The organism is Micromonospora sp. NPDC049171, from assembly GCF_040648275.1.
Taxonomy (GTDB): Bacteria; Actinomycetota; Actinomycetes; order Mycobacteriales; family Micromonosporaceae; genus Micromonospora.
Map to the genome: position 1 here is coordinate 49,633 of NZ_JBEZDJ010000028.1, position 11,573 is coordinate 61,205.

Sequence of the window (11,573 nt, forward strand, 5' to 3'; positions counted from 1 at the left end):
TCCCGGCCGGCGGCGGCGGGCGGATCTCACAGCCCGCGCCGCGCCGCCGATCAGGCGACAGCAAATCGACGGAGGTAGCCCGCACCGTGGCCCAGTACATCTACGTCCTGGAAAAGGCACGCAAGGCGCACGGCGACAAGGTCGTGCTCGACAACGTGACGTTGAGCTTCCTGCCGGGGGCCAAGATCGGTGTGCTCGGTCCGAACGGCGCCGGTAAGTCCAGCCTCCTCAAGATCATGGCAGGGCTGGACAAGCCGAGCAACGGCGAGGCCCGACTCATGCCCGGCTACACCGTCGGCATGCTCGCCCAGGAGCCCCCGCTCAACGACGCCAAGACCGTGCTCGGCAACGTCGAGGAGGCGGTCGCCGAGACCAAGGCCAAGCTGGAGCGATTCAACAAGATCGCCGAGCAGATGGCGACCGACTACTCCGACGAGCTGATGGAGGAGATGGGCAAGCTCCAGGAGGAGCTGGACCACCTCGACGCCTGGGACGTCGACTCCAAGCTCGAGCTGGCCATGGACGCGCTGCGCTGCCCGCCGCCGGACGCCGACGTGACCCAGCTCTCCGGTGGTGAGCGCCGCCGGGTCGCGCTGTGCAAGCTGCTGCTGGAGGCACCCGACCTGCTGCTGCTCGACGAGCCGACCAACCACCTGGACGCGGAGAGCGTCTCCTGGCTGGAGCAGCACCTGGCCAAGTACGCCGGCACCGTCATGGCGATCACCCACGACCGGTACTTCCTCGACAACGTGGCCGGCTGGATCCTGGAGCTGGACCGTGGCCGGGCCATCGGCTACGAGGGCAACTACTCCACCTACCTGGAGAAGAAGGCCGCCCGGCTGGCCGTCGAGGGTCGCCGCGACGCCAAGATGAAGAAGCGCCTCACCGAGGAGCTGGAGTGGGTCCGCTCCAACGCCAAGGCCCGGCAGACCAAGTCCAAGGCCCGCCTGGACCGGTACGACGAGATGGCCAACGAAGCGGAGAAGACCCGCAAGCTCGACTTCGAGGAGATCCAGATCCCGCCGGGCCCGCGGCTGGGCAGCACGGTGATCGAGGCGGTCGACCTCAGCAAGGGCTTCGGCGACCGGCTGTTGATCGACAACCTGTCGTTCTCGCTGCCGCGTAACGGCATCGTCGGCATCATCGGCCCCAACGGCGTCGGCAAGACCACCCTGTTCAAGACCATCGTCGGGCTGGAGCAGCCGACCGGCGGCCAGGTCCGGGTCGGCGAGACGGTCTCGCTGTCGTACGTCGACCAGAACCGCGAGGGCCTCAACGGCGACAAGACCGTCTGGGAGGTCGTCTCCGACGGGCTGGACTACCTGATGGTGGGCAAGGTCGAGATGCCGTCGCGGGCGTACATCGCCGCGTTCGGCTTCAAGGGACCGGACCAGCAGAAGCCGACGAAGGTCCTCTCCGGCGGTGAGCGCAACCGGCTCAACCTGGCGCTGACCCTGAAGATCGGCGGCAACGTCATCCTGCTCGACGAGCCGACGAACGACCTGGACGTGGAGACGCTGTCCAGCCTGGAGAACGCGCTGCTGGAGTTCCCCGGCTGCGCCGTGGTCATCTCGCACGACCGGATGTTCCTGGACCGGGTCGCCACGCACATCCTGGCCTGGGAGGGCGACGACCAGGACCCGTCCCGGTGGTTCTGGTTCGAGGGCAACTTCGAGGCGTACGAGAAGAACAAGATCGATCGCCTCGGCGCGGAGGCTGCCCGGCCGCACCGGGTGACCTACCGCAAGCTGACCCGCGACTGACCGGCCGAGAAGGTGTCTGACCGGTTCGTCTACCACTGCACACTGCGCTGGTCCGACCTGGACGCGTACGGCCACATCAACAACTCGCGCTTCCTCACCCTGTACGAGGAGGCGCGGGTGGCGTTGATGTTCGCCGGTGGTCGGGCGTGGGGGGTCGGCTCGTTCGCCAACGGGGTGGTGATCCGCCGCCACGAGGTCGACTACCTGCGCCCGGTCGACTACGCCCTGGGTCGGGCCACCGCGGAGGCCGCGCCCACGGTGCGGATCGAGCTGTGGGTGGAGGAGATCCGGCACGCCTGGTTCACCGTCGCCTACGAGCTGTACGACGGCGAGGTGCTGGCCAGTCGGGCCCGCTCGGTGCTGGTGCCGTTCGACCTGACCCGCCAGGTGCCCCGGCGGATCACCGCGGAGGAACGGGCCTTCCTGAGCACGTACGCACCGCAGGGCGGTCTGGCATGACCCGGCCGGGCACGGCCGAGCCGGGACGGACGGCGACGCACGGTGTGGCCGGGGTGGCGGACGCCGGTGCCTTCCTGGCCCGGCTGGTCCGGTTGGAACCGACCGCACCGGTCCGGCTGCGGCCGGCCGGTGTGCCCGGCCGGATCGCCCTCTGGGCCCGTCTGCCGTGGCAGGTCCTGGTGGTCCGGACGGTGGCCGCCGGGCCGGCCGACGGCACCGCCGGGGACGTGACGGTGGCCGCCGCGGAGTTGCTCGCCGAGCTGGAACGCGGTGGCACCGCCCTGCCGGTACGCCGGGACGCGCAGTGGCGGTGGCCGCTGCCCCCGGCGGGCAGCCGGACGGTGGAGGCGCTGCCCGTCGTCGAGGTGCGCCGGATCGCGGACGCGGCGGCGGGCACCCTGCGCACGGCCACCGAACAGGGCGTGGCCGGCCGTGCGGTGGGCCAGCGGGCGCTGCGGGACGCGCTGCTCGACCACGTGGCGGTGCTCGTCACGCCGGACGGGCCGCCCGCCCGGCCGGTCGAGGTGTCGCAGCGGCTGGTGCAGGGGGTGGTCCGGATGGGCTTCCTCGGTGCCGCCGACCGCCCGGCCGCCGGCCACGACGAAGCCGCCGTCGAGGTCCGGGTGGCCGGACGTTGGGTCGGCCTGGCGGGACCATACGGAGCGGCATGGTTGCAGACGGCTACGGATCTTGCGGTGACGCCCCTCACTCCTCGTCCGAACGGATGACCCCTGCTCATTCTTCTGGGCAGGGGCGGTCGTTGGGGGGGTGCTACAACTCGGCTGTCCGGGTACCGTCCATCCTCGGATCCAACGCACCGTAGGCGACTGGATCCGCTGGGGAGTGAGGTGCGACGAGCGATGCCGTGGTGGTCATGGCGCCCCGGTCCCGCCGACGGCGGCGATCCGGGAACCCGAAGCGGGATCACAGTGGAGAGCGCGGTCCGGGTCGGGCCGCCCAGCCCTCGCCAGCCGGGGGACGACTGCCCGGCCAGCGAGCGACCAGTGCTGAGCGAGATGTTGGCCACCGTCGAGCCGGTGAGTCTGCGCCGCGTCTGCGACGCACTCGACCTGCTCGACGTGCGCTATCTGGCCGATGGCGACGGCAACCTGCTGGCCATGTGGGAGCGGCACGCCGTGCTGGTCACCCTCGAAGGGCCGGAGGACGAGATCCTGGTCATGCGGGCACGCCCGCACGCCACGGTCCCGCCGGACTGGGCCGACCGGGCCTATCGGGTGGTCAACGAGTGGAACCACACCCGCCGGTTCTGCAAGGCGTACATCGGCGACCCGACCGAGCGCGGGCAACTACCGATCTACGCCGAGCTCCAGGTGCCGCTCGGTGCCGGCACCCACGACGCGCTGTTGGTCGAGATGCTCGACTGCGGCGCGGCGGTCGCCACCAGCTTCGTGGACTGGCTGCACGACGAGGGCGCGCTGCTCTGACGCCACGGGTGGTGCGGCCGGGTCAGACGCCGTCGGCCGGGTCGTCCATGACGTTGACCATGAAGTACGCGGCCCGTTCCAGGTAGTCCCAGAGTGTCGCGGCGATCTCCGGCTCGAGGTCGAGCCGGTCCACGGCGCGGCGCATGTTGCGGAGCCAGGCGTCCCGTTCGGCGGCGCCGATCCGGAACGGCGCGTGCCGCATCCGCAGCCTCGGGTGGCCACGCTGGGCGGAGTACGTGTTCGGGCCACCCCAGTACTGCATCAGGAACAGGGTCATCCGCTCCGCGGCCGGCCCCAGGTCGTCCTCCGGGTACATCGGTCGCAGCAGGGGATCGGTGGCGATGCCGGCGTAGAACTCGTCGACCAGCCTGCGGAAGGTGGGCTCGCCGCCGACCGCTTCGAAGAGGGTCGTCGAAGCACCGGGACGCTCGGATTCGCCTGCGGGGTTCACCGTTCCATCCTGCCAGGTGCGCCGTACGCCAGCCCGACCCGCTCGGCGTGCGTCGGATCACGCCGGGCCGATGCGTCCCGCTGGCGGGCGCTCAGCCCGCGCGCGGGGCGGACGGGCGTGTCCCCTGGGCGCTCAGCCCGCGCGAGGCGGACGGGCGTGCCCCGGGTCAGGTGACCGCGTGCCGGCGGTGGCCCTCGCCACTACGCGGCTCGGGAGGGCCCGCGGCCGCGCCGCCGGTGTCGTCCGGATCGTCGGGCGGCGCGGCATTGGCCGCCGTGGCCGCCGCGATCGCGTCGTCGATCGTCTGCCGATCCGGCCACCACAGCGCGGCCACCGCCATCAGCACCACGCCGACCGCGCTCCACACCCCCACCACGAAGGGGATGTTGTTGAAGCGATCGGCGATCAGACCGGTGGCCAGCACCGCGAAACCCTGGATGACCTGGACACCGGTCGCCATCACCCCGAAGGCGCGGGCCCGGAAGCCGTTGGGCAGCGCCTGGACGAAGAGCCCGTTGGCCATCGGCAGCATGCCGGCGACCGCGAAACCGCAGAGAGCGGCAAGCAGTGCCACCGCCAGCGGTGGCGGATCGAACAACGTCGGCACCAGCATCAGTGGGGCGATCACCGCGAGCGGCCGCATCAGCTTCAGCCGGCGGGCCGGGCCGAACAGGCGGCTCACCAGCAATCCGCCAAGGATGAAGCCGACCGGGCCGGCCACCATGATCACCGCCTGGGCCGTGCTCGCGCTCATGCCGCCGCTGCCCTCCTCGTTGGCCCAGCCGACGGCCAGCCCCTCGGGGAGGATCGAGAAGAGCATCGCGCTGAACACCAGCACCGCGATCGCCCGCAGCACCGGTGTGCCGAACACGATGGTGAAACCCTGGCGGGTCTCCTGCAGCAGGTGGCTGCGGTGTGCCGGGTTCGGCACCGCCGGGCGGTCGCGCACGCCGAAGCGGACCAGCAGCGCCGAGACGCCGAACGTGGCCGCGTTGAACAGGAGCGCGACCCGCGGGTCGATCGAGGCGACGGCGGCACCGAGCACGTACCCGACGATCTGGGCCGCCTGCCCCACGCTGGCGTTCAGCGACAGCCCGAGCACCAGCCGGTCTCCGGCGAGCATCTGCGGCATCAACGCCGACTTGGCCGCCTGGCTCGGCGGGTTGGCCAGCGTGGCGGCGAAGATGAGCACCAGTACCGCCTGGTACGACAACAGCGGGATGGCGATGAGCAGCATCAGCGCCATCCGGATGAGGTCACACGCCACCATCACCCGCCGGTACGGGTACCGCTCCGCGAGTGCGGCGAGCACCGGACCACCGAGCAACCAGGGCAGGAAACTGACCGCGAAGGCCACCGCGGAGAGCCCCACCGAGTGGGTCTTCTGGTAGACGAGCAGGGTGACGGCGGCCTTCGCGACGTAATCACCGACCCAGGAGAGAGCGCCCGCCGTGAAAACGGCGCGGAACTCCTGCTGGGCGAACACTTCGCGAAAAGTGGCGGGGTCTTCCGCGGAAGGTCGCTCGTCGGGCACCGTCGCCTCCATCGGCCTCCGAATCGGCCGCTCGTGGCAGCCCGGCCGGAGGCGCTCGTCAGATCTACGGATCAGCGAGGTTGTGATCACGCTTTGGCGGGAACGCGTGCTCCGGATTCTGCCCGATCGTCTGACAACTATCTAGGCCGAACGGGTCATTCGTCGCTTCCCCGACTGAACGAACGGACGATACCTGAGGGGCCGGCTGGCTCGCGACCCCCGAATCCGAGGACAGTGCCGGGTGGGTCAGGTGGCACCGCCCTGACCCGTCTCACCGTCGGGCAACGGCCGGGGCGGCAGCCCGGGATAGATGCGGGCCGCCGCGATCTGCGCGGTGATCCCCGAGTTTTCCAGTGCCTCCGCCAGCCGCCTGCGCAACTCCCGGCCCACCGCGAACTGCCCGTCCGCGGTCGTCTTCACCACCGTCCGGATGACCGCACCGTCCACCGTCACCTGCTCGACACCCAGCACCTCCGGCGCCTCCACGATCTCCGGCGACAGCTCCGGGTCCACCGCGATCGAGGCGGCGGCGGTGCGCAGGACGGCGGTCGCCTCCTCGGTGCTGTTGAACCCGATCGGCAGGTCCACCACCACGAGGGCCCAGCCCTGGCTCTTGTTGCCCACCCGGATGATCTCGCCGTTGCGGATGTACCAGAGCACCCCGCGACCGTCGCGCACGGTGGTGACCCGGAGCCCGACCGACTCGACCACGCCCATCGCCTCGCCCAGGTCGACGTTGTCGCCCACGCCGTACTGATCCTCGATCAGCATGAACAGGCCGGCGATCAGGTCCTTGACCAGGCTCTGCGCGCCGAAGCCCAGCGCGACACCGGCGATCCCCGCGCTGGCCAGCAGCGGCGCCAGGTCGAAACTGAACTCGCGCAGGATCATCAGCAGGGCGATGCCGAAGACGAACGCGGTGGTCAGGCTGCGCAACACCGAGCCGATCGCCTCGGCCCGCTGCCGTCGTCGCTCGGGCACGAACTCGGTCGGGTCGACCGCGGCGCTGGGCACCCGCTCACGCAGCGGCCGCAGCATGGTCGGCACCGCACCGTCGGTCGTCGTACGGACCAACCGGTTGAGGGTGCGGTGCACCGCCCAGCGGGCCACCATCGCCAGCGCCACGATCAGCAGCACCCGCAGCGGCTTGAGCAGGATCCAGTAACTGCCCTCGGCGAACCAGGCCGACCTGGTCATTCGGTACAGGAATTCGCAGGAGGAACTGCCCTGGCAGTTCACCGACCCGACGGTGGACAGGGCAAGGGGCGTCACGCTGGCGGCACTCACCCTGTCTTCGTACCGCAAGGACCCCGCGCGCCCGCCGCCGACCCACCGGCCGGGTGACCGCCCGACCGGACGCTGGCGAGCAGTGACGATCGCTTCCTTGTAAACCCGGGGGGTGTCTCCGCCTCCGGGCACGACGATGCCCCTGACCGGCGGCTAGGAGCATCGAGGCTCAGAATCAGTCGAGGTGACCCGCGTTCCGGGGTCGGCTGGTGGCGAGGGCCCGCTTCACCCAGCCCAGAAAACGGGCGTACATCTCGACGGGGTCCGGTGTGGTCCGGTACAACTCGGCCAGGTCCCGGCCCGCCTCGGTCAGGCAATCCGCCATGTCGACCCCGAGCAACCTCGGCGCGTCGGAGTATTCGGCCACCAGTTCGGCTTTGGCACTCTCGCACGGCCAGGGATGCACGCAGTTGGCGCAGAACCAGAAGGGCCGGACCGGGCCGTGCCTTTGGCGGCTCACCGCTGAACCCCCCGATATCTGACCGGCGACCAGCGGCTCAGCCGGCGCAATGGAGGGTGCTGGTTGTTGATGACCGAGTTCACCGACCCGAAGACCACCCCCGGTGCCCGGGTCGCCCGCTCCAGGTCGTCCGTGATCCGTGCGATGGCGGCCAAGCGACTGCGCGCGTCGAACAACTGCCGCCGGGACAGCCGAAGTGTTGTCTCCAGGTCGCGCACCCGTTCGTGAAGGTGCTCAAGCTCGGCTTCTGGCTCCACTGCAACCTCCGGGGATCGGTTCCGGTTGAGCACCCGCCCCCGCCGGGGCGGAGCCAGCAGGGGCGGGGCGTGACTCGATCCCACCCCGACTCCCTTCACCTAGGGCTCGCTCACCTTGAGCGACTGCTCAGTTTGTGGGTTTGCCCACAAACTCCACGAAACGCAGAGTACGCATCGATGAGGAAGGCCACAAGAGGTTTGCCCACAAACCTGCAAGGATGGCGGCATGGAACCGCGACGCACTGCCGTCCAAGCGCCCATCCAGCTCCGGATCGCTGACGACATCCGGATGCAGATCGAGCGCGGGGAGCTGGCGCCGGGTGACTCCCTGCCGACGTTGGCGGAGATCTGTGAGCAGTGGTCATGCAGCATGAACTCAGCCCGTGGCGCTATGAACCTGTTGAAGGCGCAAGGCTTGGTCGATGCCGGACGAGGCAAGGCTCCCCGGGTGCGCGTTCCGGTGAGGAAGGTCGTTCGGTCATCGGACCGGCACCAGGTTGAGAAGGATCGCGCCATCCGGCCTGAGTCCGAGCGAGCTGTCATCGGCGAAGCCGAGACGAACCTCAACATGTCGATCGCAGAGCAGAAGTTCAGCGCTCACTACGACGTGATCGATGCAAGTCCGGAGTTGGCGGAGGTCTTCAAGGTCCCGAGTGGCGAGCCGCTGCTGCGGCGACGGTACGAGGCGCATGACGGCCAGACGGGACACCTCCTGTCCTACAGCGTGTCCCACCTTCCGGTGGCGCTGGTCCGCAACAACCCGGCGATCTTGGACGACAACAACGAGCCCTGGCCGGGAGGCACGCAACACCAGCTTCTGACCGTGGATGTCGAGATAACCCGGATGGTTGATGAGGTGACCGCAAGGATGCCGACGACGGTAGAAGCGCAGACATGGGGACTGGCGGAGGGTATCCCCCTTCTGTCCTGCCGTCGCATCTCCTACGACCTGGACGGGAGTGTTGTGGAGATCTCCGATGCCGACTATCCGGCAGACCGAACCGAGTTTCGCTTCGTCACGGAACTCAAGCCCTGGCCGAAGAAGCGCCAAGCCGGCAGCGGAACTGACAGGGGCAACTAGGGGAGACCGGAGTGTCGAACGCTTCAAGGCAGGCAGATCACGAGTTCTTGCAACGCGCCATCGAGATATCGAGGCGCGCGCTCGAAGGCGAGGGTAAGACGCCGTTCGGATCGATAGTGGTGCTGGCCGGCGAGATCATCGGCGAGGGGACGAGCAGTGTCGTCGAACTTCGCGACCCTACCGCCCACGCCGAGGTTATGGCCTTGCGGGACGCGGGATCCCGGACGGGAACGCACCTATTCACTGGCGGAACGATGTATGCCAGCAGCGAACCTTGCCCCATGTGCCTTGTAGCTTGTTACTGGGCAAGGCTTGATCGAGTGGTCTTCGGCGCGACAAGCCACGACGTCGCCACTTATGGGTTCGAGGATCTGCAGCTATATCGCGAGCTGACCTATCCGGCTCCCCGACGCTCTATCCGGGAAGAGGTAATATCGGGCCAGATGCGAGAGCAGGCGGTTTCGGTATTGCGTTCCTGGGCGGACAAGTTGCCGACGCCAGTAGATCCCAAATACTGACGCACTCCAGATGGTGCCGGATGGGCTGCCCATGGTCGTCGTGTTGCCTTACCCTGCTCATTGCTGCGGTCAGCCATCAACTTGGCTCGACACCCTTACTGGGTCCAACTTTCAAGAACTCAACACGTACGTTCTGCGTATACAGCTCGCGCTCTTTGAGGAATCGAATCACGTGAGGCTGCCGCTCGTGCGCATCGAATGCCTCTCGGTTCGCGTAGCACTCATAGAAGACCCGAGCGAGCGGTGCCCCCTCGACAGAGTGCGTGGCGTAGATCAGAGTCCCCGGCTCGTGGGCACGGATTCCGGCCCCGGTTTCAGCTACAAGAGCGTCAAACGCCTGTGCGCTCTGGTCGTCTTTCAGGTCGAATCGCACCACTAGTGCGAACATACAACCAACCCCCTGATTGGAGCTGAGAGTTGCGATTCGTGTACGCAACTCCAGCCGTACTCATGTGCGGCCACCCGTATTCTATTGCGGATTTCCTTCGGGTGGTAGGCGGTGCCTGGCGGGGTGTCTGGGCAAGTAGTGTGTCCCACCTGATGCTTGACGGATCCGTCCCAGGACATGCTTGACGTTTGGCCTAGGAGTCGTCGCCCGCGTCCCTCCGACCGTCTCGGTCGGGCAACTCGGCGAGAAGCCGTTCGTACTCGTCCTGGTTGCCGATCGCAGCCCGGTGTTCCGGGTGGCAGACGTAGTGCCGGATTGCTGCGGCGAGAAACCCGGCGTCGATGTTGTCGGTGCGCAGGGACTTCCGGCTCCACGGAATACCGCGTCGCCGCACCAGCTGGGGTTCCGCGATCGTCATCCGGAGCCGCGAGGGGCGGTCGACACCTGGGGGGATCTGAGCGGCCGGTAGGGCCTCCCACGGCACAGTGAGTGAGCCGAGAGCCCAACGCTGCCGTATCCCGTAAGGATGGAGTTGTACCCCGTAACCCCGCCACGCCTCGACCAGCAACAGCACGATCAGCACAAACCAGGGGATATTGGCAAGCATGTCGAACGTCGACGCAATGCCTGCCCTGGTCGAACGCACCACTGCGCCGATGCTGGCCGATGCAGGCGCGAGGAAGCCCAGGGCAATGAACACCTTCCACGCTGGCGCGGGTGTGGCGAGGGCCGGAATCTGCGGCTGCACCACGAAGTAGGCGGGACGGATCCCCATGGTGATGAGCGCCAGGACCAGGACCGCCAAGGTAAGGAAGAGCAGCGGGAAGAACAGGCGCTGCCCAAAGGTGGGCACGAACCCGACGGCCGCGACGTTCACGCTTGCCACCAGTAGGCCAAGCATCAAGACGACGTGCCGGTGCTGCACCATGGCAGCCGAAACCTTGCCGATCATGCCCGTGACCATACGAGCCGGCGGTTGCAGGAATGGTTAGCCGATCGGTCGACGCAGAACAACGAAGCGTCGATGACCGGGCAGGCCCCACCCACTCCACGGGGTGCGGACGAAGGCCGACGGGATGGCTGAGGGCGGCAGCCGGGGAGGGGCGGAGCCGAAGATCATCGGGCACAACTGAGACCGGCAAGGGCTGTCAACCACTGTCAGGCAACGGCAGAGTTCGCCCAGGCTGGGACGGCGATCCGCCCGGATGCGCATGATCCTCATACCCCATGAGGGATTAGTGCGTGCAATCCGGGGTCCGATCAGGGACTATTGGCGCAACGGACGTCGGTGATCGGCTCGGCGTCGACCGTGTGGGCCGGCATGCCCGGACCCGGTCGGCGGCGGTCCGCAGCAGCCGCTGAACCGGGAGGGTGATCGCGATGCCTGACATACGACCCACGGTGGGCTCCGGCGCGTTGGTCCTCAACGCCACCTACGAGCCGCTGTGTGTCGTGTCGGTGCGTCGCGCCGCGATCCTCGTTCTCTCCGCCAAGGCGGTCTGCGTCGCCGATGGTGACGGCATCCTGCACAGCGCCCGCGACGCGCTCCCGGTGCCGTCCGTGGTCCGGCTGACCCGCTTCGTCCGCGTGCCGTACCGCACGCACGTCGGGCTGTCCCGACGGGCGATCTTCGCCCGGGACGGGTGGCGGTGCGCCTACTGCCGGGGCCCGGCCGAGACCATCGACCATGTCTTTCCCCGCAGCCGGGGTGGCCGGCACGCCTGGGAGAACGTGGTCGCCGCGTGCGCCAGGTGCAACCACACCAAGGGCGACAAGACACCGGCGGAGATGGGGTGGCGGTTGCACGCGCTGCCCGCAGCGCCGAAGGGCACCGCCTGGCGGGTGCTCGGGCACCGCGCTCCCGACCCCCGCTGGGCCGACTGGCTGGACCTGCGGGAGCCGGAAGCCGCCGCCTGACAAGCGTCGCGGG

14 protein-coding genes are annotated in these 11,573 nt (G+C 68.6%); 7 read left to right on the plus strand and 7 right to left on the minus strand.

Translation table 11 applies throughout. The annotated features are described in order from the left end of the window. Nucleotides 1-86: 86 nt before the first annotated feature. The 4 genes from ettA to AB0B14_RS29540 all read left to right on the plus strand — a co-directional run bounded on the left by ettA (nt 87) and on the right by AB0B14_RS29540 (nt 3,667). The gene (ettA, locus tag AB0B14_RS29525; protein WP_357067136.1) at nt 87-1,763 is read left to right on the plus strand and encodes an energy-dependent translational throttle protein EttA; all 1,677 of its coding nucleotides are present in this window, start codon (nt 87-89) and stop codon (nt 1,761-1,763) included. A 12-nt stretch (nt 1,764-1,775) separates the two neighbouring features. Next, nucleotides 1,776-2,222: a thioesterase family protein gene (locus AB0B14_RS29530; protein ID WP_357067139.1), complete on the plus strand. Its 447-nt coding sequence runs from the start codon at nt 1,776-1,778 to the stop codon at nt 2,220-2,222. Continuing rightward, nucleotides 2,219-2,950, plus strand: coding sequence for a hypothetical protein (locus tag AB0B14_RS29535; RefSeq protein ID WP_357525383.1), 732 nt, complete (start codon nt 2,219-2,221; stop codon nt 2,948-2,950). The genes AB0B14_RS29530 and AB0B14_RS29535 overlap by 4 nt, the downstream gene beginning before the upstream one ends. Before the next feature lie 132 nt (nt 2,951-3,082). Continuing rightward, a complete protein-coding gene (locus AB0B14_RS29540) occupies nt 3,083-3,667 on the plus strand; it encodes a YbjN domain-containing protein (RefSeq protein ID WP_357067143.1) in 585 nt (194 codons plus the stop codon). 22 nt (nt 3,668-3,689) lie between these two features. On the opposite strand, the gene AB0B14_RS29545 is transcribed toward AB0B14_RS29540, so the two are convergent. The 5 genes from AB0B14_RS29545 to AB0B14_RS29565 all read right to left on the minus strand — a co-directional run bounded on the left by AB0B14_RS29545 (nt 3,690) and on the right by AB0B14_RS29565 (nt 7,656). Next, the gene (locus AB0B14_RS29545; RefSeq protein ID WP_357525384.1) at nt 3,690-4,118 is read right to left on the minus strand and encodes a globin; all 429 of its coding nucleotides are present in this window, start codon (nt 4,116-4,118) and stop codon (nt 3,690-3,692) included. 166 nt (nt 4,119-4,284) lie between these two features. Then, a complete protein-coding gene (locus AB0B14_RS29550; protein WP_357525455.1) occupies nt 4,285-5,664 on the minus strand; it encodes an MFS transporter in 1,380 nt (459 codons plus the stop codon). A gap of 234 nt (nt 5,665-5,898) precedes the next feature. After that, entirely contained in the window at nt 5,899-6,909 is a 1,011-nt protein-coding gene (locus AB0B14_RS29555; RefSeq protein ID WP_357067244.1) for a mechanosensitive ion channel family protein, read from the minus strand. A gap of 205 nt (nt 6,910-7,114) precedes the next feature. After that, nucleotides 7,115-7,399, minus strand: a complete 285-nt coding sequence (locus AB0B14_RS29560; protein ID WP_357525386.1) for a flavin reductase — start codon at nt 7,397-7,399, stop codon at nt 7,115-7,117. Beyond that, nucleotides 7,396-7,656: a hypothetical protein gene (locus AB0B14_RS29565; RefSeq protein WP_357525388.1), complete on the minus strand. Its 261-nt coding sequence runs from the start codon at nt 7,654-7,656 to the stop codon at nt 7,396-7,398. Before AB0B14_RS29565 ends, AB0B14_RS29560 begins: the two co-directional genes overlap by 4 nt. A gap of 226 nt (nt 7,657-7,882) precedes the next feature. Here AB0B14_RS29565 and AB0B14_RS29570 point away from each other — a divergent pair, with 226 nt between their 5' ends. Then, nucleotides 7,883-8,737, plus strand: coding sequence for a GntR family transcriptional regulator (locus AB0B14_RS29570; RefSeq protein WP_357525390.1), 855 nt, complete (start codon nt 7,883-7,885; stop codon nt 8,735-8,737). An 11-nt stretch (nt 8,738-8,748) separates the two neighbouring features. Further along, nucleotides 8,749-9,255, plus strand: a complete 507-nt coding sequence (locus AB0B14_RS29575) for a nucleoside deaminase (RefSeq protein ID WP_357525393.1) — start codon at nt 8,749-8,751, stop codon at nt 9,253-9,255. Between the two features lie 76 nt (nt 9,256-9,331). Here AB0B14_RS29575 and AB0B14_RS29580 read toward each other — a convergent pair whose 3' ends face one another. After that, nucleotides 9,332-9,643 carry an antibiotic biosynthesis monooxygenase gene (locus tag AB0B14_RS29580; RefSeq protein ID WP_357525395.1) on the minus strand — a complete coding sequence of 104 codons (312 nt, stop codon included), beginning with the start codon at nt 9,641-9,643 and terminating at the stop codon, nt 9,332-9,334. Between the two features lie 193 nt (nt 9,644-9,836). Next, nucleotides 9,837-10,595 carry a hypothetical protein gene (locus AB0B14_RS29585; protein WP_357525397.1) on the minus strand — a complete coding sequence of 253 codons (759 nt, stop codon included), beginning with the start codon at nt 10,593-10,595 and terminating at the stop codon, nt 9,837-9,839. Between the two features lie 428 nt (nt 10,596-11,023). On the opposite strand from AB0B14_RS29585, the gene AB0B14_RS29590 reads away from it, so the two are divergent. Then, entirely contained in the window at nt 11,024-11,560 is a 537-nt protein-coding gene (locus tag AB0B14_RS29590) for an HNH endonuclease (protein WP_030333470.1), read from the plus strand. Nucleotides 11,561-11,573: the final 13 nt, after the last annotated feature.

What these genes read in the sequence shown, in the direction of transcription:
- AB0B14_RS29585 (WP_357525397.1), bottom strand. Translation starts at nt 10,595, where the DNA reads ATGATCGGCAAGGTTTCGGCTGCCATGGTGCAGCACCGGCACGTCGTC.
- AB0B14_RS29570 (WP_357525390.1), top strand. Translation starts at nt 7,883, where the DNA reads ATGGAACCGCGACGCACTGCCGTCCAAGCGCCCATCCAGCTCCGGATC.
- AB0B14_RS29540 (WP_357067143.1), top strand. Translation starts at nt 3,083, where the DNA reads ATGCCGTGGTGGTCATGGCGCCCCGGTCCCGCCGACGGCGGCGATCCG.
- AB0B14_RS29535 (WP_357525383.1), top strand. Translation starts at nt 2,219, where the DNA reads ATGACCCGGCCGGGCACGGCCGAGCCGGGACGGACGGCGACGCACGGT.
- AB0B14_RS29550 (WP_357525455.1), bottom strand. Translation starts at nt 5,664, where the DNA reads ATGGAGGCGACGGTGCCCGACGAGCGACCTTCCGCGGAAGACCCCGCC.
- AB0B14_RS29580 (WP_357525395.1), bottom strand. Translation starts at nt 9,643, where the DNA reads ATGTTCGCACTAGTGGTGCGATTCGACCTGAAAGACGACCAGAGCGCA.
- AB0B14_RS29590 (WP_030333470.1), top strand. Translation starts at nt 11,024, where the DNA reads ATGCCTGACATACGACCCACGGTGGGCTCCGGCGCGTTGGTCCTCAAC.